The sequence below is a fragment of the Cyclobacterium xiamenense genome (genome assembly GCF_042140265.1).
GTDB classification, from domain to species: domain Bacteria; phylum Bacteroidota; class Bacteroidia; order Cytophagales; family Cyclobacteriaceae; genus Cyclobacterium; species Cyclobacterium xiamenense_A.
Map to the genome: position 1 here is coordinate 2121022 of NZ_CP159481.1, position 26180 is coordinate 2147201.

Genomic DNA, 26180 nt, shown 5'->3' on the forward strand with positions numbered 1-26180 from the left:
ATATGGAAATTCTACTCAAACTCCGACCTGCAATGTCCCTGGAGGACTTCATGGACAAGCAAAAGAAATCCCGAAAAATGGGCCTGGTCTATTTCCAGGTCCTGGAGGGAAGCTCCGGGCTGATCACCCGGGTGGTATCCGAGCGCACCGACAAAGTCTGGCTGCTGCGGATGATCAAGAAAGGGAAATTATTTATTCAAGAAAACGAAAACATCGCTGAAACATCATGAACGTAACCGTAGATCTCAGTTTCCTGATCGCTGTCAAAGACATGCGCGAGGAACAACGCCGCTTCTTCGAGCTCACGAAAGAAGCCAAAGCCAAGAAGCTGCCCAAGCTCTGGTCCCTGCGAAAAAGCTGCCTGGACAGCTCCCGGCAAATGGAAGCCCTGGTGGACATCCGCCTGGAACAGTACCTATCCGGAAAGGAGGGACATCGTGACTGACCTGTATTTTATCCAGTATTCCTACAAGGTATCACCTAAGAACAAGTACCACGAGTGGATCGATGCACGATTCGAAAGCCTGGACCGGAGCCTTACCCGCAATCCCAGGAAGCTGGAAAAGGAGCTAATCGAGGAGATCAAATCCATTCGGGAAAGCACCTTCCCTCGCTGCAAGCCTGTCAGGTTCTTAACCGAAACCTACATGCCCGAAGCAGGAATGCTGAAGGTAGAAGTATACGAACTGGGCCGATTGGTCATGATCCCGGTAAAGGAGGTGCGCAATGACTAAGTACGGAAACACCTACAACGGCTGCCTGGTCAATGCCTTCTTTTCGCTCTTCTGTATCCTGCTGCTGCTGGGCACCTGCACCAGCTCCTGCACACCGGCCCGGATCAGGGCTCTGGTGCCGGCTGCAGAGGTGATCAGCCGGGACGGCGACCGGCTGCTGATCCAGTTTGAGGATGCGGCCGGGGCACCCGGTCGCGCCTACGAATGGTTCCATTTTCCCGGCCTGGGACCGGTAGACTTCCGCTCCCTCGAGGCCGAGCTGATTATCAGAAAAAGGAGGAGCCATGACTGAGCAGGTAGCCTATACCCCCTCCTTTTTCTACGTGTACCTCTGGCTGTTTTGCCTGCTGGCCACCTGCGTGCTACTCTCCACGATCCTGTACCTGGTACGGGAGATCGCTCGCAACGATCCACCGGAAGGCATCGCCCCCGAAATCCGCGAAGGCTGGCTCCGACATCAGATCCGCCGCCGCACCAAGTAACTATTCATCCAAACCCATCGAATCATGAACTTAGAATTTATTCCCCTAAAACAAGCAAAGCGTGGCAAGCCCACCATCCTGTTTTCCAAAACAGGGCTGATCAACCTATCCAAAACCGCTGCAGAAGAGCTGGGCCTTACCAAAGATACCCGCGTGGACCTGGCCCGTGATCCGGAGCGTCCGGAAGACTGGTACCTGATCAAGTACAGCGGTCGTGACTTTGGTATTCCCTTTAGAGAAAAAGACAAAGGTTTCTGCCTGAATGCCAGTTCCTGGACGCATGCTTTCCTCGAACAGTTTTCCGAAGAGGGAAAGTCGATCTCGGTACTCCTTGCGACCAAAGGCGAACTATTCAGCCACGGAGAGCGCAAGGGCTACGCATATGCGATTCTGACCAAATCCCTTAACCAGAAATAGCTATGCCGAAAATCAATAAAGTATACAGCCTGGAGGTAGGCGTTGAGCAGTTTCTCAACGCCTGCTCTTCCCTGGAGCTACAGGAGGTCGAGCTGCTGATCCTTTCTCCCCGCTTCCAACGCCGGATGAAAGAAGCCGAAGCAGATCCCGGACCCGATCGGCCCCAATTCCCACCAGATCGGGTAGAAGGCGATGTTCCCAGAATGCGCAATCCACCACCACCGCCAAAAAAACCATGAAAAACTACTTCACCATCTGCACCAACCGGGAGACCGCCGAGCAGATCCGAAAGCAATGCGAATTTGACGAGAAGCACAGCCAGCGCACCTATCGGCTCGGCGATATCCAACACCACGAGGGATTCTCCCTGGTCAAAATCGAGCCCAAGGAGCAACTGATCACTCCGAGCGATATCTTCTGGCTGGGATACCTTTCCGCGACCACTCAAACCGATCAATAATTCTGTAACTCAGTAACGAAAAACCAAACCCATTGTATCATGACTGCAACTGTAAAATACCGCGTCGCCACCTACCAGGGAGAAGTACAAGTCCCCTGTGATCCGGACGACGAAAACGAGGTGATCATTGCCAAAGCAAAACGAATCGTAACCAGGCAAGCCGGCGGCTCCTTACCATGGGGCTCCCAAAGCTGGCGGGTTATTGATCGTAGATAAAAAATAGTTGATAGCTTAGCAAAATGATTTGATTAAAACTTTAAATCATTAGGTGGTAATTCCAGGGGTATTAAATATTGAGGGTCTCCATTATAAACTCCAAAGCCTATTTGACTTGGTAATTCATCGCACTTTAGAAAAATACTTGCGTTTGGGGTCACTTCATTATTTGCATACATTAGCCACCATTTTCCATCATTGCTAACACACTCTCCCGGGAAGTGTTTTATACTTCCTTGATTAAAAATCCCTTTAGGTCCATATTTAGAAATGGGTTTTATTTTTTCTTTTTCCGATATTGGAACTGCCACAAACGACGGCGACCAACTACCAGCTCTTGTCCTAATTTCAATTATTTTGAAAGCTTTTTCATTCACTTTAAGGGAATGAAAATCTAAAACAAAGGGCTGAATGATGTTTCTATCAATTTTAGGATCTCTTCCTTCGACAGCTGATTTAATTCTTTCTTTCCAATCTGAATCGCCTAATTTGAGGAAGAGTCTTGATTTTATTGCGGCTGGTATTAACTCATAATCAATTCCAGTTGGAAACAATCCAATTACAGGAAAGTTTGAATCTCGAGAACGTAGAGCTCTATCAAGTGCGTAAGCTAACTCTTCCCTACACGGCTCGCTTGTTAAACTATTCTTTGTTGCGTAAAGGATCCATCCGTCACATTCATCTTTGTTTATTATAAAATTTTCTATTTGATACCATAGCCTTTTTCCAGCTTGAATTTTCCATTAATCAAAGTTTACTTTTAAGCCGCTTTGTTCTAATTCCTGAACAATAAAATCAACGCTTTGGTCTTTATTATCTTCCCATGAGTAAGTCAACCATACTTTTTTCATTAGTTCATTTTTTTAACTCTCCTCGACGATTTTAATTTCTTCTTCCGTTAATCCATAAAGAATATAAACTAATTGATCAATTTGGTTTTCGAGTAGAGTAGTTTCATTTTCGGGGTTTTTTTTCTTTAATATAAGTACTGTTTTAACGAGTTTTATAATTGAGAAATCTATATCACTTTTCCTTGTAAACGGCAATGATTCAATTTCGGTAGTGCTGACGTTGTTATTACTAGAAGTTTTTTTAAAACGCCAATTTAGGAGTTTTGAATTTATCAGGCCCAAGAAGAACTCTAACCCTTCATTTATATCTATCTCGATAGAATTCGTTGAATCAGCAAAGTAAGCATCTGGCTCGATGATAGTTGCTACCAATCTCAATTTCTCATCAACTCCGGTAATCCGCTGGGTAGCTATTCGTCTTTTTTTTGCTTTAGTGTTTGTCTTGCCATTTACGGTAAATAGTCGTTCATTGAAATATTCCCTTTTTCCTTGGCTTAAAGTAATGTTCAACTTATACTTGCCTATTTCTACTCCTTTAACTAATCTGGATAAGGATTCTTGAGATGAAATATACTTTCTATAGATCGATTGATTTATTTCACCTCGTGCAACTTTTATTTCTGCAATTTCTCTTATTGGGGGGTTTTCATGAAGCTTTTTCAGCAACTCCCATTCCAGTTCGGATACTAATGGTACAGAATATCGATATGAGTCAAATTTCTTAATGTCGTTTACAGTTGCCTCAAAATATTTACATTGATCTGTAAAAGAATTATTAGGGTAAGTGAAAACGCTTATTTTTTTATTTTTTTTGTGATTATTTGTAATGTTTCCCATAATTATGAGAGTTGATTGTTTAGCATCTTCAAAAACTCTTTTTGAGGGAATGTCTTTTTGTGGAAAGCAGTGAAAAAATATATTATCTAAATTTTTAAAAATGAAATCACGGGTGGTGAAAAGACTATTGTCTCCAATTAACGATAAGGGTACAATGTAGCTAAACGATGCATCTTCTGCTGATATGTCATACGCGAGTTTTATAAAAATTCTATATAAATTTTGCTTGCCGCCTTCGATTTCAGTATACCTATTCGTTGACTTCGAGTACTCCAAAATTGCTTTATATGGTTCAAGAGGAGTGTTCCTTTCCTTTTCTACTACTGCATAAGGAGGATTTCCTAAAACGACATCAAAACCAATAAAATCACCGACATCATTAAGCACCTCGGGAAATTCAAAGCGCCATTCGAAAGCGTCTTCAAAAATTTTGTTGGCTTTGATTTCCTCGATTTCTGTTTCGAGCTTGTTTAGGCTTTCTTCGAGTTTGGCTACCCGGGCCAGGCGTTGTTTTTTCTGTTTGGGATCTTCGTCGAACATACTTTGCTGCATGGTGAGGTTGTACAGCTCGCCGGCCAGCTGGGCTTTGCGTTTGATCTTCGGGTCGTTTTTGGCAATCTCGCTCCGGAAATCGGATTTAATATCGGCGATGAGTCGCTTCATTTCCTTTTTCTGCTCCTTGCTTTCGGCGTTGCGGTAGGTATCCACGGCTACCCGGTAGCTATCGATGCTCCACTTGCTTTTCTTCAGGGCCTGGCTTAGGTCGGCATCGATGGCAAAGCGACTGACCAGGGAGTTGCCGCACTTGATATTGATATCGATATTGGGCAGGGTCTCGAGTTCGGTGGGGGTCTCGCCTGCCTGCCGGGCAGGCAGGTAGTAGGCGTTTTTGAGTAGCTCGATCCAGAGCCGCAGGCGGCAGATCTTGACCGAATTGGGGTTGATGTCCACGCCGAAAAGGCAGTTTTCGATAATGGTCTGCTTTTCGTGAAAGAGGGCTTCCTGGATCCGCTGCTGCTCTTTGTTGCGGGGATTGTAGTCAAACAGCTCCCCGTCTTCGTCGGTGACGATCAGCTCGTCGTTGACCACTTCCACCTGGTATTCCTTTAGCCGCTTGCCCTCCCGGTCTTGCAGGATCCGCAGGTCGTTTTTTACCGCGATCATCTCGTTCAGCGCCGAGACCAGAAAGTGACCGGATCCCACGGCTGGATCGCAGATCTTCAGGCTATTGACGATGGCATTGGCTTCTTCCCGATCCTCAATCTTATCGTACAGCCCTTCCAGGTCGGTACAGTTCCAGCCCTTGGCCTCATTAAACTTCTGAACCACGGCTTTGCGGATGGTTTCCCGGCACATGTACATGGTGATAAAGCCCGGGGTAAAAAAGGAGCCGTCCTTGTAGCCGTTGATCTTTTCGAAGATCAGCCCTAGAACGGAGGCGTTGATCAGGGACTTGTTTTCTTCCTGTATGTCTTCCGATCCTTCGCTGCTAAAGTCATAGGCATTGAGAAACTCAAACAGGTATTCCAAGGTCGTTAACTGGCCGGTGCGGTTTTTTCCCTGTGGATCTTTTAGCACCGTTCGCGAGAGAATGGGCAAGGTTTTATCGTTCCGCAGGTTGCTGATAAATAGCATGTCCTGCTCGATGTCGGTAGGCTCAAACAGGGAGGAATTGAGGTAGGGCACTTTCTCAAATAACCGGATCACGTCTTCGTTGCGCTGCTCGTGTTTTCGGGCCAGTACCTGAAAGAACAAGCCGTTCAGGTCGTCGTAGTTTTTGATTTTGGCCAGGTTGAGAAAGGCATACGAGATATCTCCCTTATGGTAGCTGATCAGCTGGGCTTCCAGTAGCTTCAGAAAGAGGATGCGGTTGATCCAGGTGATGCACAGCTCCAGGGCCACGCTAAACAGCTGCTCCTCCTGGGTAGCGCCGAATTGGGAGGGGCGTTCCAGGCGGCTGAGCTTCTCCAGGCTGTCCAGTTCAATGATGGTATTCTCCAGCAGGGAGGCTCTGTTTCGCTCGCCTGCTGGGTTTCGTTCGATTAGTTTTTTGCCTCCTTGCTTGGTTTCGGTCAGGCCAATGATATGCAATAGCTCGCTGTAAAAGCGCTTGTCCAGGCTATTGCTGTCGTTGGTAAAGGGAAGCTTCAGCAGGTGCTCCGGAGACAAGAGCTTGAAAAGCGCAATCAGTACCGTATCGTCTTTTTTGTCGGCGTTGCGCAGGGGCTTCTGGTACTCCTGCAGGTGGAAGTAGGTAAAATCGATTGCGGTATCGATGCCGGCGATAAAGGGTTCGGCGATTTGCTTGTAGAAAAAATCCGTCCGGGTATCCGCCAGGCGGCCGGCTTCAAAGTCGGTAAATTGCTGGACCAGCTTTTTGTTTTGGGCAAAGAGCCGGTCAAAGGTACTGGCATCGAAGATAAACCATTCGTGGATATTGGTGATGATCAGGTGCCGGACTTCCAGGTTGCCCTGGCTGATTCGCTCCCGGAGGTAGTAGAGCACCAGTTCCTGGAAGGCCTTTGCGTTCAGCTCCTCCTTGCGGACCATCTCGCTTTTATTGGTGGGTTTTTTGGCCTCGATGATCACGCCTACCGGACTGGAGGCCTTCTCGCCGTTGTGGATCACCAAGTCGGTTCTCCCCTTGGTATTGATAAAATGGCCGGGCTCGTAGTAGGTCTTTTTGAGAAAATCCCGGACCAGGTTCTTGTGAAACTCCTCGTATTCCGTATCATTGGTACGATCGAGCAGCTGGATCAGGTTGGCCTTAAACCCCTCAATTTCCTTCCGATTCGGCTTTACTTTCAGAAAGGCCTTGTTAAGGGCTTTTCGTGGTTTTAGTGGGTTGAGGTTCATTTAGGGTATATGTTTAAAGAAATAGTTTTAGTCTGTTCATAGGCAAAAGTTACAAGAATTGAAGAAAAAATGCGCAGCTTCTCTGTCTTGAGAAGTGCCAACTACATACTGGAGTATAGCTAGGAACATGACTAGTGCTTCCTTTTTTAAAATACATCTTCAAGGGATTTCGCATGGATAATTTTGTCTCTGGACGAATATCTCGGACTCTGAGGCGCTTTACCCTTTCTTGTCCCTAGCGGTACTTTTCTAATCTTTTCTGCTGGTTCCGTAAAATGAAGGATATATTTATTGGTATCGTTCCATTGTTCAATGGATTTCACCTCTGCGATATGGGTTATAGCTGATACCGGGGCAACTTGGTAAGCAGCAATATATTTTATTTTTGGAATCATGGATGAATTTAGCCGGATTGCATACCAACAATTTTTATCGATAAAAACCTCTTTAAATCCATCTTCCCTCGCTGGAATTACGATAGTATCAATGTCTGAGATGTCAACTTTTTCGGTGTCTTCCGCTACTTCATTTAGAAACGGTTCGAATTCATAAAGCATTTTTCCACTGTCTGATTTGTACCTCTTTAAGGTCGTGACTTCTACCGGAAACTTAAAACGACTAATTAAAACGGTTTCTAATTCCTCACCAAGTTCGTCGATTATCAATAGGGCATTAAAGGAATCCTTTTTGTGAATGATCGACTCTAACAAATAGTCTACATTTTCATATCCATTTTTCTGCGCAAACGATTCACACTTCCGCCATTTATCGGCTCGCTTCTGAAGCATTTCTTTGATGATATTCTTGACTTTTACTTTTGAGGTCTCGAAAGCCAATGAAAATTCGAGTATTTGAACGGCAATATGCTTTAGGTGCTGATGACTTGCTAAATCATTCTCAACTACAAATATTTTCGGGTCTTGCTTGTTGGTCAAGTCAATCAGGTATCCATCCGGTAGATTGTTGGTGCCTCCTTTCTGCCCAATCTTTTTCTTATCGTCTAGGTAAATCCGCGTAGATCCAAACAAAGCGTCTTTTACTTCGTTGACTGCATCTTCCAACTCAGATTCCCTTTCGTACGGAATTTCTGTATATTTCTCTTCTCTATTCCAGAGCATTGTAACTTTTTATTTTCCAGTCAACTTTAAGTACGCCGTGTAGGCTACCGCCCTCGCCAGCATTTGCCAGAAACCTAATTCAGACTGCAAAACCAGAAATTTAGTCAGTGGATCACCAGAATTACCTCCCTTTCGTGCCCAGAATTCGATACCAGTGTAATCCTGGTTAAATTTCCAATTTCCATGTGCTATAGCATTTCTAAAGGATCTAACTGGGTTTTCCAAAAGAAAATTTGTACAAATTTTCGTAACCGAGCCTTTTTCAGAGTTTTTCCTTAAGACATCAAATAGCGTATCTTTCAAATAAACAAAGCAGATATAGTTTTGCGTTATTACTTGAGTTCTAATTATTTCAGGCAACGGTTTTAAGTTATTGAAGGTGTCCATCATTGTTTGGAAAGAATTCAATTCTTCTAATCTCGTTTCAAGGGGAATAGGTGAAGCCAGCATAATCTTATCCCTGAGAACGCCTTTATTATTCTCTATTTCATTCGCTATTTTGGATGCCACACAATCGACATTACCGGAGGGAATCTTGACAATGGTCTCCAATTTATCCCGAAATTGGAAGAGCTGCGCATCGAAATTTTGAAATGGCATATTCATCGTAGTCTTAGGTCTCAAATTATACAATTACCTACCAGCATAGAATCCCATAGCAATTCTGTCTTGGTTGAGTAGGTCTTTCTTGAATCGAATACATCTCGATCAAGGGAATAACAGAGGGCGGAACCACTTAAAGCTGTTAATAGATTCCTTCCCCCTGTTTGTTCCCCAAGTGATAGAATCACTTTTTCTTATTGCTGATTACTGGCTTATCTACCTAGTCTTTTGTTCCCTTTTCAATCATACTTCCAAACCCTGTCGCTCCCGGCCAGCGCCCGCTCAGCTTCGGATTGACTGCTGCCACCATTCAGCAGCTACACGGCCACAATACCGCGGCTGATCCGGGACGGGAGGGACGCCGTTTTCTCTTCTTCCGCCCCTGGCCATTCCGGGCCGGCCCGTTACGCCTTCTTTCCTACATCCATTAAATCATAAGTTACACGAAATTTTTGTAACGCTGTAACGAAGAAAGAAATTCTACGATAATACGCCTCAAAATGTATATAAATCAGCATGTTACGTAAGTTACGAATCCCTATTTTTTTTCGTAGCAAAAGCAGCCCGGTTACAAACGGTTTTGTAACCGCTCCCCTGCCCTGCTTGGGTTACAAAATCCCAATACCTCAGGCACAATTCCGATGATCCGAAAAGTAACTTTTTAGTAAGTTGATTTTTAGGGGATTACCGGATAAAAAACACAGAGTTACAGAGTTACACGATTCTTGGGAATCAGGGAAAAGGAGTTACAAAACTTTTTGAGCGGAAATAGGTCCGGGCACATATTCTCACTATGCGATATAGTTGCGATGATGATGCGAATTCATTAAATTGAAGAAAAAAACAACATGGATATTCAGCTCACCATCACCAAAGACCTGCTCCGGGAATATTTCCGGTACCTCTTCCCCCTGGACGCCAGGGGCCGATACCTTATCGACCGTAGCTCGGACCTGGGCAAAGCCATCTGCAGCTTTGTGCGCTATACGCATACCAAGCCGGAAGCGGATCCCCAGGCGCTGCGCCTGCTGCTGCCCAAATCGGACGGCCTCAAAAATGCACCCAACTACTACCTGTATTTTTCCCGGGAAGACGGGCTCCGGATCAATGATCTGTTAGAAGTATTCTTTCACATCGACTTTGACCGCTTCTACCTGAAGGGCCGCAAGCTGGGCATGATGCAGAAGGATATCATCGAGTCCTTCATTGTGAGTCGAAAGCTGACCAACTTACTACAGGATAACGAGACCCTGAAGAAAAGGGAATACCGGGAAGGGCTGCGGCTGCTACAGGTACGTTGCCGCAGCCTGTGCAAAAAGGCCTATTACCGGCACGAGAAAATCGAATCGGGCATGCAAAACATCCTGGTAAATTGACCCAAAAACTATTTCGTAAAATCGGGGAAATCAGGGAAAAAACCACGAACCGCCAATGATCCGCTCCATCAACCATATCTGCCGCGTGCGCTATGCCTCCCTTTCGGAAGTGACGCGCCTCGTCTACAGTCCCAGCGGGGGCCTGGCAGTGACGGCGGCCTGGCAGGAGCTGCCGATCAGCAAGCCGCCCAGCCTGACCATTGCCGAGGAGTACAGCAAAGCCGGGCGCAGCTTTACGGCTACCTTTCGCGCCTGGATTCAGGAGCGGCGCCTGGTGCAGGATCCGGTGATCGTCCGCTTGGACTTTAACGACGGACAGCCGCCCATTCTGATCGGCTCGGTGGACCATCCGGTCCGCTTTGTAGAAGACCACAGCCTTACGCAAAAGAACCTGCAGTTTACCCACCGGTTCTGGGCCTATCCCTTTCGGATCGTGGATTGGACAGGCACGGGCATCTTTTCACCGCAGTTTACACCACCATTTACCTAGCCATGACAGCGTTCAGTGATAGTCAATTAGTAGCCAAAGCCAATGCCATCGGCAGCAAGACGGAGGAAAACAGCATCGATCCACAGCTGATCGCGGCCATGTTTAACGACATCATCCTCAATAAGTGGAACAAAGACTCCCCGCTGCCCAAAGGAGACAAAGGCGATCCTGGTGATCAAGGTGATCCCGGCCCATCCGCCTACCAGGCCTGGCTGGACCTGGGCAATAGCGGTACCGAACAGGACTTTATCAATAGCCTGAAAGGAGACAAAGGGGATCAGGGAGATGCCGGGGATGACGGCCTATCCGCTTATCAGGTATGGCTTAATGAAGGAAATTCTGGATCGGAGGCGGACTTTCTCCTGGATATTAAAGGAGACAATGGGGATCAGGGAGATGCTGGTGATGACGGATTATCTGCCTATCAGGTTTGGCTTAATGCGGGAAACACTGGATCGGAATCGGACTTTCTCCTGGATATTAAAGGAGACAAAGGGGAAAAGGGAGATGCAGGTGATGACGGACTATCTGCATATCAGGTTTGGCTTAATGCGGGAAACACCGGATCGGAATCCGACTTTCTTCTGGACATAAAAGGAGACAAAGGTGATCAGGGCAATGCCGGCGATGAGGGACTATCTGCTTACCAGGTCTGGCTCAATGAAGGAAATTCTGGATCGGAACAAGATTTCATTGATAGCCTTCAAGGATCTCCGGACACCCCGGCGGAGATCGTCACCAAGCTTAGCTCCATCACGGAGGAAGCGGAGAAACTCCCCAATACGGCTATCCAGGGATCGGGCATTAATGGCAATCAACTGGGCGTAGATGCCCAGACCGGGGCCTTGTACGTCAAGACGGACGAGGAACCCACGGAGAACTCGGCCAAGTTCATCAGCAGCGGGGATCTCTTTGCCTACGAGCAGGCGAACCCACGAGGCGGAGCACTGACTCCGGGCTTCCTGACCACCTTGGCAGCGACGGCGGATACCTTCAATGGAAGTATACGCCGCATCGTCGGGCGAAACGGGGTATTCTATGCCTGCAATTCCAATGTGGGCAATAACCGACTGCACGTCAGCCTGGACGGCCGGGTATTTTTCTTGGGTGGCGATACCAGCTCATTGAGCTACTACGCCCTGGACGTGGCACCGCATGGAACGATCATTCTGGGCGGCCGCGGCGGGGGTCCGGATAATGTCCGGCGCTCCACCAACGGGGGCGGCAGCTTCGATACGATCACGCTGCCGGCCAGCATCGAGATCACGGGGATCGTCTACATAGCAGCGGGCCGCTGGGCCTTGTGCGCGCGTACCGGTGATGGATCGGGCAACGTCGCCGCCTGGTCGGAAGACGATGGGGTCACCTGGACCATGGCTACCACGGACGGCACGAATGCCATGGAAGACATCGCCGCTGCGAATGGACTGGTGTTTATGGTGTCGAATAACGGCACCAACCGATTCCAGCTAAGCACAGACGGGGCAGAAACGTTCACGGCAAAACCGGTTAGCCCGAATGAATTTTTCACCCGATGTTGTTTTTTTAACAATCACCTGGTCTTAATGCGATCCGGTACCGGATTGAAGCCGCATATCGTGGTTTCCGGTGACCAGGGCGATACCTGGGAAGGGCGGCTGGATGCGGATGCCTCCGGCAACGACCTGAAGGGAATGGCGATCATCGGCGAATGGCTGTACCTGTTTGGCGCCTCGGGATACATCATCCGTACCAAAGACCTAACCACCAAGGATCTGATCCCCGCACCCACGGCCAATACCATCGTGGCCATGGGCTGGACGTACATAGACGGCAAAGCTGTGATCATGGCTGCCTGCGAAAACGGCACCAATAACCGAATCCTGAGCACGAACGCGTAACCATGGACGAATACTACGTCAATCCTTCTTCCGGTAACGATACCTTTACAGGCTCCAAGGCGCAGCCCTTTGCTACCATAGCAAGGGCCATCCTGGCAGCCAGTCCGGGGGATACCATCTACCTGGCGCGAGGCTATACCTACAGTGCCCTGCACATCAGCGGTAAAGACGGTAGCGCCGGCAGCCCTTATACCTGGGCGGCCTACGGCATCGGAACGGATCCGATCATCTCGGCCTTTGTAGATCCGGCCGGCTCCTGGACGGACGAGGGAGGCAATATCTGGTCGTATCAAAACGGCTTGTTTGACCAGGTAAATGTCTTAGCCGTAGCCCGGACCAATCAACCCCTGGCTCGCTGGCCAAAGCCTGAGGTGGCCGAATACTACCCCATCGATGCCGCTTCTGGAAACGCCTCCATTACGGACAATACAAACTTATCAGCCGCGCCGAATTTTGTGGGCGGCGAGTTGGTCAGCAAGAAGCGAAAATGGACCATCGACCGGGCGACTATCACGGGGCAAACCAGCTCCACGATCAGCGTGGCCGGATTTGGTAGCAACTACGTAGTGGGCAACGGCTATTTTGTACAGAATCATATCAACTGCCTGACGGCCCAGGGCGACTGGTGCTACGAAGCCGGTACGGATACGGTGTACTTCTACAGTACCACGGATCCAAATTCCCTGGACATCGCCATCAGCCTGGATGAGCATGCCCTGCATCTGGAAAGTTCGGAGTACCATGCTTTTCACAACCTGATCTTTGAGGGAGGTTCGAGCCACAATATCTTTCTCGAGTTTTCGCATCATGCCAGCTTTACCGGCTGCATCTCCCGCCTGGCGGGGATCGATGGACTCAAAACCTTCGTCTCCGAAAATGTCAGTTGGATCGATGGCTACATGTACGATACGAACAACCACGGCGTAAATAACCGCGATGCCAGCGAGGGGTTGACGGTGACCGGTAGCAGTTTTGTTCGTATTGCGTCCATCCCAGGATTGGGACAGAGCGGATCCGGGCAGCAAAACGGCGTGCATATCAACAATACCGAACACAACGCCCTGATCGAGGGCAATTTCTTTTTCCAGGTCGGCAATAACGGGGTATCCTATCGGGGCAATAACTGCTACGTGGCCCGCAACTATGCGGAGAAATGTGGCTGGACGGTCAGCGATGCAGCGGCCTTCTATTCATTCGGTAATTTTGCCAATCCGGATACCAACGTCATTTGCGAATTCAACATCGCCTACGACTGCCGGGGCAATATCGATGGCATCGGCGGTACGCCCAGGTACGATACCTGCGGGTTCTACACCGATGACAACTGCCGTTGGCACATTACCCGGAACAATATTGCCAGGAAGTGCGGGTTTGGCTTCTACATTCATAATAACGACGGGGTGGTGTACCGGCACAACATTGCCGAGGATTGCGACGTGCTTTTCCGTTTTGCAGACGATACCACCCAGGGCGTCAGCACCACCCGGCGGATTCGGAATATAGACGTGCAGTTCAATACCCTGAAAGCACTTCCGGGGCAGCTCGTGTACGAGGCGCGGGTGCTCGGCGTATTTGCCGGAGATGCACCCTTTGACTTCGGCACGATCGATAATAACCAAATCGACGCGGCCGATGCGAACCCCATCAATGCACACCTGACCAATAACTTTGACAATAGGATCAACCTGGCGGCCTGGCGTACGGACTACGGCTTTGATCTAAACAGCACGACCGATCCCTACGATCCCTCGGATACGGTGTTCTTTGTGAACGATACCGCTGTTCCCAAGGCCTTTTCTCTCGATGGGGTGTACGAAGACTGGGACGAGGTGGAGAACGCCACCGGGGAGGTCATCCTGGATCCTAACGAATCGGTGCTGCTCTTCCGGGTAGGCGACTTCCCGGGGCCGGGCTATCCGGTGAATTACGTACGAGGCTTCCGCTTTGTGGAAACCGCTCCTTAGCAGGGTCGAAGATTTTTCAATCATTCTCTTTTTTGCGGCGGGTAATCCGAGTCCGATGCTACATAAGGTGAATGTGCCGGAAAATCAAAAAGGAAATCTAACTTCCCAGACTGCACCAAATCCCCCTTAATTAAGGGGGAAGGGGGATTTTTCACAAAGCCCCAATTCCAGGCTTAGCCCGGATTAATAAGGTTTGCTTCACCGCATAATCACTAGTTGTATAAAGGTGAATGTGCCGGAAAATCAAAAAGGAAATCTAACTTCCCAGACTGCACCAAATCCCCCTTAATTAAGGGGGAAGGGGGATTTTTTACAAAGCCCCAATTCCAGGCTTAGCCCGGATTAATAGGGTTTGCTTCACCGCATAATCACTAGTTGTATAAAGGTGAATGTGCCGGAAAATCAAAAAGGAAATCTAACTTCCCAGACTGCACCAAATCCCCCTTAATTAAGGGGGAAGGGGGATTTTACACAAAGCCCCAATTCCAGGCTTAGCCCGGATTAATAGGGTTTGCTTCACCGCATAATCACTAGTTGTATAAAGGTGAATGTGCCGGAAAATCAAAAAGGAAATCTAACTTCCCAGACTGCACCAAATCCCCCTTAATTAAGGGGGAAGGGGGATTTTACACAAAGCCCCAATTCCAGGCTTAGCCCGGATTAATAAGGTTTGCTTCACCGAATAATCACTAGTTTTATAAAAGTATAGATGCTGAAATTCGCAACGCTTTCTAGCCAAACGCAGGCCAGTAGAAAAAAAAACCAAAAATCGTGAAGTGAAATTGTTTCACTGAAATTTAAAAATTCGCCGAAGGCACCATAGTTTTTAAGGGACGTTTCGTCCCTTTTTCCCCCCGGTCTCCCAGGGCCGAAGGCTCCGCCCCGCGGTATGTTTCCGTTAAGGAGCTTATAAACTTTTTGGCAACGCGCGCCAGACACATTTTTTGTCCTGAGCCCATCGAAGGATGTCCTTTTCCCCTTGCGGGGCTGCTGGTATACTTGTATCAAAGTAATTCCACTATGACACGTCTCGCAGGTAACTGGCAGTTTTTATTGATGTCGCAGCTTCTGAAGGGGAAGTTTTTTCTTCGTCCGGAGATCGCGCTGGGGCTGGGTGCACAGGCGGCAGATATCCTGAACCGTACCGAACGAAACAGCCGGGAGCGGCGATCCATCCGCCTTGCCTCGGTAGCTCCCTCCGGACTCGTTCGTAGTTCCCTGCTTTTTGACGAAGACGACGACGAAGCCGAGGAAGAAACCGGCTCTCCCTATGACGGTGCTCCGGAAGGTTCGGTTGCCATCATTCCCGTAAAAGGCAACATGCTCAAATACGGCACTATGTGCGAATACGGCACCAGGGAGATTGCCTCCTTTATGCGGGATGCCGTTGCGCACAAGAACATTGCGGCGATCGTCCTGGACGTGGACTCTGGAGGCGGGGCCGTGGATGCGGTGGCTCCCCTCGTGGATGTGATCCGCATGGCCAAAGCTGCCGGCAAGCCGGTGGTGGCTTCGGTAGACATGGCCTGTTCGGCTGCCTACTGGGTGGCTTCGGAATCGGACTACATCGTGGCCGATAACGGAATCAGTGCCGAGGTCGGATCTATCGGAGTGATGATGAGTCTGGTCAATATGAAGGCCTACTACGAGGAAAAGGGTATCACCTTTCACCACATCTACAGCAGCGAAAGCAGCGAGAAAAACAAGCCCTTTCAGCTGGCAATGGAAGGCAAGTACGAGCTGATCCGGGAGGAAGAACTGGACCCCCTGGCCAGAGGATTCCAGCAAGCAGTAAAGGCCAATCGGGCCGGCAAGCTGAATACCCAGGCAAAAGGAATCCTGAACGGCAAAACCTACTTTGCCGATGAAGCCCAGGCCCTGGGCCTGATAGACCGGGTCGGCACCGGTACCACGGCGGTGGAAATCGCTATAGCCAAGTCTCACGCAAAACAATTCATATAAATTTTTATCCGATGTTCAAAAAAATGCAAGCCATTGTACTCGGCCTTCTCGGACTCAAGGAGTTCTCCAAGGACGAGTCCGGCCAGCTGACTCTTTCCGATGAGGAAAGCAGCAAGCTCGCCGATGTGCTCGGTCAACCGTTCGTTGACAAGTTCAAGGAGGCCATGAAGGAAGCCAGCACCGATCCGCAGCCGCTGATCGACGCCATCACTTCCCACAATGCCTCGCAGAACCAGGAGCAAGTACGCCAGCTGCAGGCACAACTGGACCAGGCCAAAAAGGATAAGGAAACGCTGCAGGCGAGTATCGCCCAGCTGAGTTCCGCTCCCGAGCCTGAGCCTACCCCTGCAGTCGTAGGTATGCCCCGCAAAGAGGGCGTAAAAACCATTCTGAAAGTGGATGCCGCGAAACCGCACTACAAGGCACTGACCGCATTCATGCAACGAGGCTACATGGCGGCTGGGGCCACCATCGACGTAGCGGATCTGCTGCAGGAGTTTGGTACCTACCTGAGCCAGGGGGCGAATAACTTCGCCATGCTGGATACCATCTTTCAGGGATTCAGCTCTGCGAGCTACTTTACCGAAGCCCCGGCGGTGACGGAAAGAAGGGCCCTGCAGGCACTGATCACCTCCGTGTCACAGCAGTACGTGAACAAATGGACACCCAGTGGCAAGAGTCAGTTCCGGCCCCTGAAGATTCAGAACAGGCGGCACAAGATCAACTTCCCCATCATCCCATCCGAGGTGCTCACCTCCTACATCTTTGACATGTACCGGGAAAACCTGGCCATCGATCAGATGCCGATCTTCTTCTATATCTGGCAGCGACTGATGTATCCCCAGCTGATGCAGGACATCGAGCTGCGCATGATCTGGAAAGGGAAGTACGAGGAACTGGATTGGTCTGCGGTGAATGCCGGGGATGCCGGTCAGGCTCCGGAGAAGTCCATGGACGGCCTGGAGACCATCATCGCCACCAACCGCACCGGAGGCAATCCGGCGAATATCCGCTTCTTTGACGGAGAGGGCTTTGACTACAAGACCGCCACGGATCAGGAAGTATTGGACTTTTTCGCCAATTTCTTCAAGTGGATGGCTCCCGTATTCCGCACCATGCCGATGAACGTGGGCTGCTCCTACGAGCTGCGCATGCGCTACCGGGAAGCTTACAAAAACAAGTGGGGTACCGGCTCCGGTACCGAAAACCACGAGTTTGGCAGCAACCGGATCGACTACAGCCGTCACGTGCTCACCGAGATGGACGGCATGTACGGTTCGCCGATCTTGTTTGCCACGCCGAAGTCGAATATGGTGAAGCTGCGCCACATCAATGCTGCGCCCAATGTGATCAACGATGTGCAGAAGCAGGATTACGAAGCCCGAATCTTCGGGGAGTACTGGCTGGGTGCAGGCTTTGACTACGGCGAGGCCGTGTTTGCTTTCTGTCCGGCGGACTACGATCCGCACGCGCTGATCACCAGCGTCTACGGTGCACACGACACCTACCAGCAGTTTAAGGGCACGGACCTCACCAAGTCCGTGACCGATTTTGGAAGCGGTAGCGCCGGCGGCGGTATCTAAAAAAGGAGGTAAACCATGACGTACGTAAAAGTATCCATTCCAAAAATCAGGGTAGGGGCCGGAGCGCCCAAGCCCAAGGAGCCCAATGTGCTGCTCATGCTGGCCGAAGACGTGCAGACCATGCCCGGCAAAGACGGGGTGGTCTCCACCTCGGCCATTGTCCTGAAGGAAGGCAAAAAGGCCATGGCGGTGTATTTCAATCCCAAGTCCATCAATCGCTTTGATTCCTCCGAAGGAGAGACCAGCGAGGAGATGGGCGGCTGGCTCAGCAACTTCGAGGCCTTGCGTCCCGGGGACGACGAGCACTTTGCCGCCTGGCTGCAGGAGCACCTGAACGAGGGCTTCCTCATCCTCAGCAAAGAGTGTGGCGATGCCAAAGGCACCCGCCTGCAGGGAACACCCTGTAACCCGCTCTTCATGAGTGTGGAAGCACAGGACAATCAGGAAGGGATCAGCAGCACCCTGACATTTGTCAGCGGGCAGCGGTCCTTCAATAAAATGATCCACTACAGGCACGACGATCCCCCTGCCTACGATCCCCCTGCCGAAGGCAGCGGATCTGCCGGATCAGGTATCTAAACCGAATCCATGTTCAACCGCCCTCCGGCCCGGATTTCCGGACGGAGGGCTTTTCATTTACTGCTATGAAAAAAGAAACCAAAATCCAGGAATCCGGGACAGACCTCCCGAAAGTCGAAACTTCGCCTAAAAAAAAGACCAGCCAGAAAGCAGCTGCCGCAACTGCGGACGCTGCCGATGCAAAACCGGAAGCGGAGGAACCTCCGGCCCCGGCTAAAGAAGCGAAATCCGAGGCCGACCCCATCTGCATTGTGATCCCCTACCTGGCGGCCAAGGCCAAAGGGGACGAACTGCGCTACGCCGTCCGTGCCTGGGAAAAAAGCTTGCCCGGTATCCGGATCGTCATCGTGGGAGACAAGCCCGCCTGGGCAGGCAAGGAGCTGCTGCACATTGCCCACAAGCCCCTCAGCAACAATCCCCAGGTAGACGTAGCGCACAAGATGATGGCCGCCATTGCTTCTGACTTGGTGCCTGACGTGTTTGTCTGGACCAATGACGATATCTATACCCTCTGCCCCGTGCAGCTGGCCGATATCATGACGCTGAAGAGCCACGGCCTGCTGGCCAACCGGGGCAAAGCCAACGGGGTCTACCAGGAAAATGCCAAACGAACCCTGGAAGCTTTGCGAAAACTGGGGATCACTGCCCCCTATGACTACGCCACCCATACGCCGGTAGTGATGGAGAAGGAGAGCCTGGCAAAGATCATCGAGGACTTTGGCTGTGATAAGGAAGGACACCTGGTGTACACCCTGTATGCCAATTCCTTCTTTAGAGACCATAGGCCCATTATCACCCAGAATGATGGCAGGGGCTCCATCATTGCCTCTGTGTACCGGCCCAATCCCGATACGCGCATCCTGGACAAGGTACTGGCCACCCGCAAGTGGGTCAATAACAACGATGCCGGATGGACTGCAGTCGAGCCTAAGCTAAAGGAGCTTTTTCCCGACAAGTGCCGGTTTGAGAAGTAAAACGGATTTGCATAAAACGCCATTTAATTAGCATTTCACGCAACTAAATTTACCTATGGATAAAGTCACGGTATACACCTGGCTAAAGGCCGGGGCTCCTCTGGATGAGGGGCTCCGGCTTTTTGTCGTGGACAGCGGGGAGGATCATCCCTTTGTCCGACTGGTCCGGTACAATCACCAGGTGGCCTATCCCATCCTGATCCGGGAGCTGGCCGCCCGGGCAGGTATCAGCCCGTCCGAGCTGCGCCGGATCCGGGAGGCCAAGGGAAGCTTTCGGGAGAACTGGCCCTTCCTCTCCGATCCGGGCTGCCCTCCGGAGCTGAAAGTACTGGCAGCCGATAAGATCACCGCCTACTGGAACTACGTTCGCGCGCACGAGCAACTCTTTGACTGCAGCTCCCGGGAGGAGCAATGGGCCACGGTAAAAATGCTGGTGGAAAACTACAAGGAAAACCGGGCCATCATCGCCGAATTCGTCCATTATCGGGATCATGGCCATGTATTGGGAAAGCATCCGGTATTCCGGGAAATGAAGGAACTCGAGAAGCTGCGGAAACTGGGCCCCATCGACCTGATAAAAATGGAAGAACGCCTGGAGCACAATATCTGGCGCATCGAGGACGAGCTGCGCAAAAACAAAAAGCCCCACCTGCAGGCGGATCGGGAGCGGCGGCTGCGGATCAAAAGGCGGCAGCTGAAGGAAGTAAAGCGGCTAATCGAGCGTACGACATGAAACTAGTTGACCTACGCGAGATTGCCCCCAGGCAGGAGTCGGCAGGCAAGGAAGACAAAGCCGAAATCCACCGGGCACGGTTTGAAAGCAAGCACCTGGCCAAGATCGCCTCCCTGAAAAACCTGATGGGAAAGCTGCCCGAACCCGGCGAAGCCTTTTTTCTCTATACCCTGAAAAGCTTCAACGCCTTTACCTTTATCACCTACATTATCAAGCACTGCGGGGAGATTGACGAGCTGACCTTTAGTACCTATTCCATCAACGAGCGGATCCTATCCAGCCTGCTCCGCTGGTACGATAACGGCAGTATCCGAAAAATCCGCATGTCCATCTCCGAATCCGTCCGGCACCGTATGCCCAAGGTCTACGACCTGATCGAGTTGCAGCGCAAGGAGCGCGCCTTCGAAGTCTGCTATTGCTGGAACCACAGCAAGGTGACGCTGATCCGCAGTCGGGGCAATTACTTCGTGATCGAGGGAAGCGGCAACTTCTCCGAAAACGCCCTGCACGAGCAATACCTCTTTCTCAACGACCGGGAAGTCCATGCCTTTCGGGAAAACTGCCTGATGGGTCTGGAAATCTGATTACGAGGTACTTCAAAAACGCAGAAAAGCGGGTAATCCATTTGTTTTCTTTATGCAGATCTAAAAATATTTTAATATATAAATAAATGCTAATTAAATACTAAAAAGTGTTGTTTATAACTAAAATTATACAGATTTTTGACGCTACTAAACCACACAGCCTGTAGAGTAAATGATGACGTAACCAAAGGTGACCGGTATCTAAAACGAAGCTGCAGGCTGAGGTGCCGGGAGCCTTGCATCCAATTTTTACCATGACGAAAAAAAGTCGTAAAAAAAAGCTCCTGGAGTTGGGCCGGGAGCTGGAATTATTTTACCATTTCGAACGGAGCTTTGTTCCGTATTTGTGTATCCTGGCGAGGATCTGCGCGCTCTTAAGTATTTTTCCCTTTTTGCGGGATCGCATTTGTGATAGGGAAATCAAGCAGCTGATGTTGCTGATGGAGGTACTCCGGAAGTGTTCGGAGGTGATGGAGAACAGAACGAAATAATCCGATGTCCTTCCCTGCCCGGGGAAGGACATTTATTTTTGAGCATGGACCTGATATTTCCCCTGGATGAGGAGCGCATAGCCGAACTGGAAAGCCTGGCCGCTCTGGGCTACAGCCCGGAGGAGATGGCCATTTACTTTGACGTGGACAAGTTCTTTTTTGTCAAGGCGGCCGTGGACGTGGAAAGCAAGATCCACTACCACATCAAGCGGGGCCAGCTCATGTCCGTGGCCAAAGAGCAAATGGCCCTGCTGGGCGATGCGGAAAAGGGAAATGTTACCGCTTCCCAGCAGCTGGGTAAAATCCGCCGCTCCCGGGGCTGGGAGTTGTCCCGACTGGATATCTTTGGCGGGGCCATCGATAAGAAGCTGCTGCGAAAGCTCGAGGACTACATCCAGGGCGGCAGCATCAACGAGCTGAGCACCGAGGAAGCCATCTACCTGGACGCGCTCACCCTGATCAACTCCATGGCCCGGAAATACGGCAGGCGTAACACCATCCGGTTTTTTACCCGTCCGCCCTGGAATCTGGCCTACCGCCGGGCTTCGGAGATGTACGACGAGGCCGTCACACTCTTCTACACCGATCGGAATATAGAAAAGAAAGCCCTTCGGAATATGTACGCCGATCAGCTGGACGAAGCGGCCCTGATCGTCCGGGACAATGCGGAATCCTCCAAAGACTGGGAAGTGTACGGCAACCTGATCGATAAGGCTGCCCGCATGCGCGAGCTGGACAAACCCGATCCGGAGAAGCTGGACAAAGAAATCTACCTCAAGCCCCTGCGCTACTACTCCCTGGATCCCGCCAGTGTGGGGCTGCCATCGATCAACCGGCAGGAACTGGCCAGCCAGATAGAAGCGCTGGAAATCCCCGAGCGGGAAAAAGTCCGCCTGAAGCAGGAAGCCAGCCTGGAGCATATCAACCTCGAAGAACGATTTCATGAGTTGGAGAAAGAAGCCAAAGGAGAATAGCGCAGGCCTGGACCGGGTCTTTGCCAACTGGCTTTCCCAGCTCTGCATGATGATCCTGCCCAAGTCCCTGTACATGATCGCCGGCCGGGGATCTGCCAAGACTACCGACATCCAGGTGGAACGCCTGCTGGAAATGGTCTACGACCTGCCAGGTGCACCGGTGGCCTGGGTGGCCGATACCTATAGCAATTTGCAAAAGAACGTGCTGCGGACCGTCAAGGAAGGCCTTACGGCCAAGGGCATGATCGAGGGGGTGCACTACGTGATCGGCAAGCGGCCGCCGGAGATCCCCCTGAACGAACGGCCCGATCTGCCTCCGGAGCTGAAGGAGCATTTCTGGAAGCCATACAATGAAGTGGGCTCCTACCGGCATACCATCGTTTTCTTCACCGGCTTTAACATCACCTTTGGCAGCCTGGACCGGCCGGCCTCCCTGGCGGGTGGTAACTACGTGCACGTCTTCGGGGATGAGGTGAAATACTTCCGCAAAGAGCGGATTCTGAACTTGCAGAAGGCCGTTCGGGGCATGCGCGTAAAGTACGGGCATTCGGTATTTTACCGGGGCCATACCTTCACCACCGATATGCCCAATGTGGACCACGTGGGAGAATACGATTGGGTACTCGAGCGGGGAAACCGCATGCATACCCCGGCGCTGCTGCGGGTCTTGCGGACGGCCTTTGTGGTAAACGAAGCCCTGGGCGAATACTACGCCGCCTGCGAAGAAGGAAATACCGAAGAGATCCTCGCCAAGAAGCGCACCTGGCAGCGCTGGGTAGAACGCTGGACCGCTACCCGCCTGGTGAAGGAAGCCCATAGCCTGTTTTACATTGCCAGTTCGTATGTGAATGTGGATATCCTGACGCCGGATTGGTTTGAGGATGCCTTTAGCGATGACTTTATCGATGCCAAGACGACGGTACTTTCGCTCAAACCTTCTCCGGAGACCGGCGAACTCTTCTATGCCAACCTGGGCGAGCGGCACTTCTACCAGGACGGCACCAGTCCGGATTGGGAGTTGCGCTTTGGCCTGCAGGACGAGGAAGACTGCCGAATCCTGAAGTACCACGACCGCAGCAAGGCCATCGACATGGGGCTGGACTTTGGCAACATGCACTCCATGACCCTGGCGCAGGAAATCGGCAAGCACTACCGGATCAGCAAATTCATTTACACCCTCAGCCCGGAGTGGATCCGGGAGCTGGCGGATAAATTCCTAGCCTTCTACAAGCCCCAGCGGGAAAAGACCGTACACCTGTACTACGACCGGGCGGCCAACAATTACAAAAAGGCCGGTCAGGACCTGGCCACGCAACTAAAGAAAGCCCTGGAAGTGGATGGAGAAGGGAACCGCACCGGATGGAAGGTGATCCTGATGAGCGAAGGGCAGGGCAATATCGGGCAGAACGAGGAGTATAACTTTATGCAGGAGCTCTTCCAGGAGCACAACCGCAAGCTGCCCCGGGTGCTGATCGATTACTTCCACTGCAAGCCCCTGCGCGCCTCCCTGCAGCTGGCCAAAACCAAAAAGCGAACCGACCGGGGCCGGAACATCGTCGCCAAAGACAAAACCGGCGAAAAGCTACCCATCCACCGGCTGCCCCTGGAAAGCACCAACCCCTCCGACAGCTTCAAATACCTGATGATGCGCAAGACCTGGCGGCGGCATGTTCGCGGAGCCAGACGGCCGGAAGTGGGTGATGCGAGTGTGCGTTAACTTTCTGGTAGGATCGCATCAAACGTGCTAATGAGAATAGGCGTAGGCGGAATAAGAATGGTATCCAAAAAAAGAATAATTTGGAATAAACAGACCGCCTGAGGCCTATAGTTTGGAGAAGTCCAGTACATCAAAAATATCGTATCGTTCAACGTAAAAAATCAGCAAGCAAAAAAATCGAGTAGTAAAGGACTGCTTTTTATTTTAGAACAATAAATGAAATGGGTTGGTTTGAGTATGAAATATACGTAAATAGCAACAAAAAACACATGGGATATCCAGAGGCGATCGAGTGTAGAAGAAAGAATTTGAATCTCATTGGAATGAAATTCAAGGAGGCTACGATTTTAGATGTTTTTGTGTATCCTCAGAACGAAAAGCTATGGAACGACTTTTCCATCGCATTCAGATTGAGCAAGTGGGATCCGGAGGAAACAGCCAGGCAATTTGTAGACGATTCCTATGGATTGAGAGCCAGGCTGGATGTGGGAGGAGCATTTGATTTGGCCTACGTAAGTTTGGAGCGTTTGGGCCCCGAATACGGAGTGACCCTACCCTAACGTTCGGTTAGTTGCTCAAAGGAGAGCCACCTTCTTTTTGCTGTCCTTTTCCCCCTCCCTATCCTATGCGAAATTAGTCGCATGGGTCCATTAACCGTTTACGAAGCCATTTCAGCCATGCGGAAACTTTCTGCCCAGGGGCAGGAGGTTTCCTTTTCCTTTATGTCGTATTCCGAATCCAGGCAGCGAACGGAGGGCATCGTGGAAGTGCGTCGCGCCAGGCTGCGCCCCCGAAGCAAGGATATCGACCTCGAAAACGGAGAGCTACTGGAACCCTATACCGACCTGGATACCCTGGAGCAGCGGCGGTTCCATATCCCCACGCTGATGACCTTTAACGGCCAAAAAACCACCTTGCTATGAGCGAAACCACAGACATCCAGAAAATCGGCAAATCCCGCCTGGTCAATACCGATGCCGGGGCTTTTGTGATGGGAAACAATCCCTTTGCCCATTTTGATGAATATGCGGGCCTCTCCCGTACAGTAGACTGGGAAGCAGATCCTACGATCATCGGCGGGCAAAAGCTGGTACCTCACGGCCTGAATAACGACCTGCCCGTGATCATCCGGGATATCATGGACAAAAACAACCTGGCACCCGGCATCCTGGAACGGGAAATGGGCCTGCTGTATGGGGATGGTCCCCAGCTATACCAGGTCAAGTACGAGGAGGGCAAAGTCAGCCGGGAATATGTGGAAGACGCTTCGGTGCAGGCCTGGCTGGATAGCTGGGACTACAAGCGCTACATCGACATGGCCATGGTGGAATACAAGTACATGAAGGGCGTGTACGTGAAGCGGGTCCGGAACCGGGCCCCACGGATCGGCGGCCCCGGCATGATCAAGTACCTGGAAGTGGTACCCGGCACGGATGCCCGCCTGGAGTGGCCGGAGCAGGGACCGAAGCGATTGGAATCCGTCAAGCGTATCTGGGTGGGTGACTTCCAGAACCACTGCCTGCATACCGGCATGACTGGTTACCCCATGCACGATCCCTGGAAGCCGTTCCAATACGGCATTTCCATCGGCTACCATAACAAGTACAGTTTTGGCCGGAACTTCTACAGCGTACCCAGTTACTACGGCTCGCTGAATTGGATCATGCGCAGCTCCGATATTCCGGAAGTGCTCAAATACCTCAGCGAAAACGGGATCACCTCGGCCTACCATATCCATAGCCCTGAAGGCTATTGGGTAGCCAAGGAGGAAAAAATCGAAAAGATGCATCCCGGGGAGACGGATGCCCAGCGCAGCAAGCGCCTGGAAGAGCTGAAGGACGAGACCTTCCAGAAAATGGCCCGGGTGCTGACCGGTAAGCGGAATGCGGGGAAGTTTATCGAGACGGTAGACTTCTACGACGAGGACGGCAACAAAAACGAATGGAAGGTGGAAGCCATCGATCAAAAGATCAAGGATTTTGTCGAAAGCCAGGTAAAGATTGGAGAAAAGGCCGATTCGGCCACCACCTCCGGCATGGGCTTGCATCCTTCCCTCTCCAATATCATCGTTAATGGGCAGTTGAGCAGTGGTTCCCAGATGCTCTACGCCCTGAAGCTATACATGGCATCCGATACCACGCTGCCCGAGGAAGTGATCTTTGAGCCCATTAATCAGGCCATTGCTGCCAATTTTCCCGGCAAAAAGCTGCGCATGGGCTTCTACCATCATTCCGTAATGAAGGAGGAAGACGTAGCCCCCAACGACCGGGTAGTCAATAACGCCGAAAACCCCGCTTAA

The 26180-nt window shown here is 50.9% G+C and carries 29 protein-coding genes; 25 read left to right on the top strand and 4 right to left on the bottom strand.

Going from position 1 to position 26180, the window contains the following annotated elements:
- Positions 1–2: 2 nt before the first annotated feature.
- Genes ABWH99_RS08975 through ABWH99_RS09015 form a run of 9 tightly spaced genes read left to right on the top strand, consistent with a single transcriptional unit; the run spans position 3 to position 2309 of the window.
- Entirely contained in the window at positions 3–230 is a 228-nt protein-coding gene (locus ABWH99_RS08975) for a hypothetical protein (protein WP_375585945.1), read from the top strand.
- Positions 227–445, top strand: coding sequence for a hypothetical protein (locus tag ABWH99_RS08980; protein WP_375585946.1), 219 nt, complete (start codon positions 227–229; stop codon positions 443–445). The genes ABWH99_RS08975 and ABWH99_RS08980 overlap by 4 nt, the downstream gene beginning before the upstream one ends.
- On the top strand, positions 438–734 hold the full coding sequence (locus tag ABWH99_RS08985; protein WP_375585947.1) for a hypothetical protein: 297 nt from the start codon (positions 438–440) through the stop codon (positions 732–734). The genes ABWH99_RS08980 and ABWH99_RS08985 overlap by 8 nt, the downstream gene beginning before the upstream one ends.
- The gene (locus ABWH99_RS08990; protein ID WP_375585948.1) at positions 727–1026 is read left to right on the top strand and encodes a hypothetical protein; all 300 of its coding nucleotides are present in this window, start codon (positions 727–729) and stop codon (positions 1024–1026) included. Before ABWH99_RS08985 ends, ABWH99_RS08990 begins: the two co-directional genes overlap by 8 nt.
- The gene (locus ABWH99_RS08995; protein WP_375585949.1) at positions 1019–1216 is read left to right on the top strand and encodes a hypothetical protein; all 198 of its coding nucleotides are present in this window, start codon (positions 1019–1021) and stop codon (positions 1214–1216) included. Before ABWH99_RS08990 ends, ABWH99_RS08995 begins: the two co-directional genes overlap by 8 nt.
- A 24-nt stretch (positions 1217–1240) precedes the next feature.
- Complete coding sequence (locus tag ABWH99_RS09000; protein WP_375585950.1) at positions 1241–1633, top strand: hypothetical protein; 393 nt, start codon at positions 1241–1243, stop codon at positions 1631–1633.
- Between the two features lie 2 nt (positions 1634–1635).
- Positions 1636–1872: a hypothetical protein gene (locus tag ABWH99_RS09005; RefSeq protein ID WP_375585951.1), complete on the top strand. Its 237-nt coding sequence runs from the start codon at positions 1636–1638 to the stop codon at positions 1870–1872.
- The gene (locus tag ABWH99_RS09010) at positions 1869–2093 is read left to right on the top strand and encodes a hypothetical protein (RefSeq protein WP_375585952.1); all 225 of its coding nucleotides are present in this window, start codon (positions 1869–1871) and stop codon (positions 2091–2093) included. The genes ABWH99_RS09005 and ABWH99_RS09010 overlap by 4 nt, the downstream gene beginning before the upstream one ends.
- A gap of 39 nt (positions 2094–2132) precedes the next feature.
- Entirely contained in the window at positions 2133–2309 is a 177-nt protein-coding gene (locus tag ABWH99_RS09015) for a hypothetical protein (RefSeq protein WP_375585953.1), read from the top strand.
- A 32-nt stretch (positions 2310–2341) separates the two neighbouring features.
- Here the strand turns inward: ABWH99_RS09015 and ABWH99_RS09020 are convergent, their stop codons facing one another.
- From ABWH99_RS09020 to ABWH99_RS09035, 4 genes are all read right to left on the bottom strand, one after another.
- Positions 2342–2863, bottom strand: coding sequence for a hypothetical protein (locus tag ABWH99_RS09020; RefSeq protein ID WP_375585954.1), 522 nt, complete (start codon positions 2861–2863; stop codon positions 2342–2344).
- A 309-nt stretch (positions 2864–3172) separates the two neighbouring features.
- A complete protein-coding gene (locus ABWH99_RS09025; RefSeq protein WP_375585955.1) occupies positions 3173–6853 on the bottom strand; it encodes an Eco57I restriction-modification methylase domain-containing protein in 3681 nt (1226 codons plus the stop codon).
- Positions 6854–6999: 146 nt separating this feature from the next.
- Positions 7000–7971, bottom strand: a complete 972-nt coding sequence (locus ABWH99_RS09030; protein ID WP_375585956.1) for a hypothetical protein — start codon at positions 7969–7971, stop codon at positions 7000–7002.
- Between the two features lie 9 nt (positions 7972–7980).
- Positions 7981–8577: a hypothetical protein gene (locus tag ABWH99_RS09035; RefSeq protein ID WP_375585957.1), complete on the bottom strand. Its 597-nt coding sequence runs from the start codon at positions 8575–8577 to the stop codon at positions 7981–7983.
- 845 nt (positions 8578–9422) lie between these two features.
- Here ABWH99_RS09035 and ABWH99_RS09040 point away from each other — a divergent pair.
- From ABWH99_RS09040 to ABWH99_RS09115, 16 genes are all read left to right on the top strand, one after another.
- Entirely contained in the window at positions 9423–9950 is a 528-nt protein-coding gene (locus ABWH99_RS09040; protein ID WP_375585958.1) for a hypothetical protein, read from the top strand.
- A 55-nt stretch (positions 9951–10005) separates the two neighbouring features.
- The gene (locus ABWH99_RS09045) at positions 10006–10440 is read left to right on the top strand and encodes a hypothetical protein (RefSeq protein ID WP_375585959.1); all 435 of its coding nucleotides are present in this window, start codon (positions 10006–10008) and stop codon (positions 10438–10440) included.
- 2 nt (positions 10441–10442) lie between these two features.
- Positions 10443–12320, top strand: coding sequence for a hypothetical protein (locus ABWH99_RS09050; RefSeq protein WP_375585960.1), 1878 nt, complete (start codon positions 10443–10445; stop codon positions 12318–12320).
- A 2-nt stretch (positions 12321–12322) separates the two neighbouring features.
- The gene (locus tag ABWH99_RS09055) at positions 12323–14284 is read left to right on the top strand and encodes a DUF1565 domain-containing protein (protein WP_375585961.1); all 1962 of its coding nucleotides are present in this window, start codon (positions 12323–12325) and stop codon (positions 14282–14284) included.
- A gap of 1020 nt (positions 14285–15304) precedes the next feature.
- Complete coding sequence (locus ABWH99_RS09060; RefSeq protein WP_375585962.1) at positions 15305–16246, top strand: S49 family peptidase; 942 nt, start codon at positions 15305–15307, stop codon at positions 16244–16246.
- A gap of 164 nt (positions 16247–16410) precedes the next feature.
- Positions 16411–17829: a hypothetical protein gene (locus tag ABWH99_RS09065; RefSeq protein WP_375584265.1), complete on the top strand. Its 1419-nt coding sequence runs from the start codon at positions 16411–16413 to the stop codon at positions 17827–17829.
- 15 nt (positions 17830–17844) lie between these two features.
- Positions 17845–18408 carry a hypothetical protein gene (locus ABWH99_RS09070; RefSeq protein ID WP_375584266.1) on the top strand — a complete coding sequence of 188 codons (564 nt, stop codon included), beginning with the start codon at positions 17845–17847 and terminating at the stop codon, positions 18406–18408.
- Between the two features lie 65 nt (positions 18409–18473).
- Complete coding sequence (locus tag ABWH99_RS09075) at positions 18474–19382, top strand: hypothetical protein (RefSeq protein WP_375585963.1); 909 nt, start codon at positions 18474–18476, stop codon at positions 19380–19382.
- Between the two features lie 55 nt (positions 19383–19437).
- Positions 19438–20115, top strand: a complete 678-nt coding sequence (locus ABWH99_RS09080) for a hypothetical protein (RefSeq protein ID WP_375585964.1) — start codon at positions 19438–19440, stop codon at positions 20113–20115.
- A complete protein-coding gene (locus tag ABWH99_RS09085) occupies positions 20112–20699 on the top strand; it encodes a hypothetical protein (protein ID WP_375585965.1) in 588 nt (195 codons plus the stop codon). Before ABWH99_RS09080 ends, ABWH99_RS09085 begins: the two co-directional genes overlap by 4 nt.
- A 254-nt stretch (positions 20700–20953) precedes the next feature.
- Positions 20954–21190 carry a hypothetical protein gene (locus tag ABWH99_RS09090; RefSeq protein WP_375585966.1) on the top strand — a complete coding sequence of 79 codons (237 nt, stop codon included), beginning with the start codon at positions 20954–20956 and terminating at the stop codon, positions 21188–21190.
- A 44-nt stretch (positions 21191–21234) separates the two neighbouring features.
- Positions 21235–22164 (top strand): hypothetical protein, encoded by a 930-nt coding sequence (locus ABWH99_RS09095; protein ID WP_375585967.1) that lies wholly within the window; start codon positions 21235–21237, stop codon positions 22162–22164.
- Positions 22133–23881, top strand: a complete 1749-nt coding sequence (locus ABWH99_RS09100) for a hypothetical protein (RefSeq protein WP_375584272.1) — start codon at positions 22133–22135, stop codon at positions 23879–23881. Before ABWH99_RS09095 ends, ABWH99_RS09100 begins: the two co-directional genes overlap by 32 nt.
- Positions 23882–24204: 323 nt before the next feature.
- Positions 24205–24441, top strand: coding sequence for a hypothetical protein (locus ABWH99_RS09105; RefSeq protein WP_375585968.1), 237 nt, complete (start codon positions 24205–24207; stop codon positions 24439–24441).
- A gap of 81 nt (positions 24442–24522) precedes the next feature.
- On the top strand, positions 24523–24804 hold the full coding sequence (locus tag ABWH99_RS09110; protein ID WP_375585969.1) for a hypothetical protein: 282 nt from the start codon (positions 24523–24525) through the stop codon (positions 24802–24804).
- Positions 24801–26180 carry a hypothetical protein gene (locus ABWH99_RS09115; RefSeq protein ID WP_375585970.1) on the top strand — a complete coding sequence of 460 codons (1380 nt, stop codon included), beginning with the start codon at positions 24801–24803 and terminating at the stop codon, positions 26178–26180. The genes ABWH99_RS09110 and ABWH99_RS09115 overlap by 4 nt, the downstream gene beginning before the upstream one ends.

What these genes read in the sequence shown, in the direction of transcription:
- ABWH99_RS09010 (WP_375585952.1), top strand. Translation starts at nt 1,869, where the DNA reads ATGAAAAACTACTTCACCATCTGCACCAACCGGGAGACCGCCGAGCAG.
- ABWH99_RS09025 (WP_375585955.1), bottom strand. Translation starts at nt 6,853, where the DNA reads ATGAACCTCAACCCACTAAAACCACGAAAAGCCCTTAACAAGGCCTTT.
- ABWH99_RS09045 (WP_375585959.1), top strand. Translation starts at nt 10,006, where the DNA reads ATGATCCGCTCCATCAACCATATCTGCCGCGTGCGCTATGCCTCCCTT.
- ABWH99_RS09050 (WP_375585960.1), top strand. Translation starts at nt 10,443, where the DNA reads ATGACAGCGTTCAGTGATAGTCAATTAGTAGCCAAAGCCAATGCCATC.
- ABWH99_RS09030 (WP_375585956.1), bottom strand. Translation starts at nt 7,971, where the DNA reads ATGCTCTGGAATAGAGAAGAGAAATATACAGAAATTCCGTACGAAAGG.
- ABWH99_RS08995 (WP_375585949.1), top strand. Translation starts at nt 1,019, where the DNA reads ATGACTGAGCAGGTAGCCTATACCCCCTCCTTTTTCTACGTGTACCTC.
- ABWH99_RS09005 (WP_375585951.1), top strand. Translation starts at nt 1,636, where the DNA reads ATGCCGAAAATCAATAAAGTATACAGCCTGGAGGTAGGCGTTGAGCAG.
- ABWH99_RS09085 (WP_375585965.1), top strand. Translation starts at nt 20,112, where the DNA reads ATGAAACTAGTTGACCTACGCGAGATTGCCCCCAGGCAGGAGTCGGCA.
- ABWH99_RS09115 (WP_375585970.1), top strand. Translation starts at nt 24,801, where the DNA reads ATGAGCGAAACCACAGACATCCAGAAAATCGGCAAATCCCGCCTGGTC.
- ABWH99_RS09080 (WP_375585964.1), top strand. Translation starts at nt 19,438, where the DNA reads ATGGATAAAGTCACGGTATACACCTGGCTAAAGGCCGGGGCTCCTCTG.
- ABWH99_RS09040 (WP_375585958.1), top strand. Translation starts at nt 9,423, where the DNA reads ATGGATATTCAGCTCACCATCACCAAAGACCTGCTCCGGGAATATTTC.
- ABWH99_RS09035 (WP_375585957.1), bottom strand. Translation starts at nt 8,577, where the DNA reads ATGAATATGCCATTTCAAAATTTCGATGCGCAGCTCTTCCAATTTCGG.
- ABWH99_RS09100 (WP_375584272.1), top strand. Translation starts at nt 22,133, where the DNA reads ATGAGTTGGAGAAAGAAGCCAAAGGAGAATAGCGCAGGCCTGGACCGG.
- ABWH99_RS09075 (WP_375585963.1), top strand. Translation starts at nt 18,474, where the DNA reads ATGAAAAAAGAAACCAAAATCCAGGAATCCGGGACAGACCTCCCGAAA.
- ABWH99_RS09070 (WP_375584266.1), top strand. Translation starts at nt 17,845, where the DNA reads ATGACGTACGTAAAAGTATCCATTCCAAAAATCAGGGTAGGGGCCGGA.
- ABWH99_RS09000 (WP_375585950.1), top strand. Translation starts at nt 1,241, where the DNA reads ATGAACTTAGAATTTATTCCCCTAAAACAAGCAAAGCGTGGCAAGCCC.
- ABWH99_RS09055 (WP_375585961.1), top strand. Translation starts at nt 12,323, where the DNA reads ATGGACGAATACTACGTCAATCCTTCTTCCGGTAACGATACCTTTACA.
- ABWH99_RS09110 (WP_375585969.1), top strand. Translation starts at nt 24,523, where the DNA reads ATGGGTCCATTAACCGTTTACGAAGCCATTTCAGCCATGCGGAAACTT.
- ABWH99_RS08975 (WP_375585945.1), top strand. Translation starts at nt 3, where the DNA reads ATGGAAATTCTACTCAAACTCCGACCTGCAATGTCCCTGGAGGACTTC.
- ABWH99_RS09090 (WP_375585966.1), top strand. Translation starts at nt 20,954, where the DNA reads ATGACGAAAAAAAGTCGTAAAAAAAAGCTCCTGGAGTTGGGCCGGGAG.
- ABWH99_RS09060 (WP_375585962.1), top strand. Translation starts at nt 15,305, where the DNA reads ATGACACGTCTCGCAGGTAACTGGCAGTTTTTATTGATGTCGCAGCTT.
- ABWH99_RS09065 (WP_375584265.1), top strand. Translation starts at nt 16,411, where the DNA reads ATGAAGGAAGCCAGCACCGATCCGCAGCCGCTGATCGACGCCATCACT.
- ABWH99_RS08980 (WP_375585946.1), top strand. Translation starts at nt 227, where the DNA reads ATGAACGTAACCGTAGATCTCAGTTTCCTGATCGCTGTCAAAGACATG.
- ABWH99_RS09095 (WP_375585967.1), top strand. Translation starts at nt 21,235, where the DNA reads ATGGACCTGATATTTCCCCTGGATGAGGAGCGCATAGCCGAACTGGAA.
- ABWH99_RS09015 (WP_375585953.1), top strand. Translation starts at nt 2,133, where the DNA reads ATGACTGCAACTGTAAAATACCGCGTCGCCACCTACCAGGGAGAAGTA.
- ABWH99_RS08990 (WP_375585948.1), top strand. Translation starts at nt 727, where the DNA reads ATGACTAAGTACGGAAACACCTACAACGGCTGCCTGGTCAATGCCTTC.
- ABWH99_RS09105 (WP_375585968.1), top strand. Translation starts at nt 24,205, where the DNA reads ATGAAATTCAAGGAGGCTACGATTTTAGATGTTTTTGTGTATCCTCAG.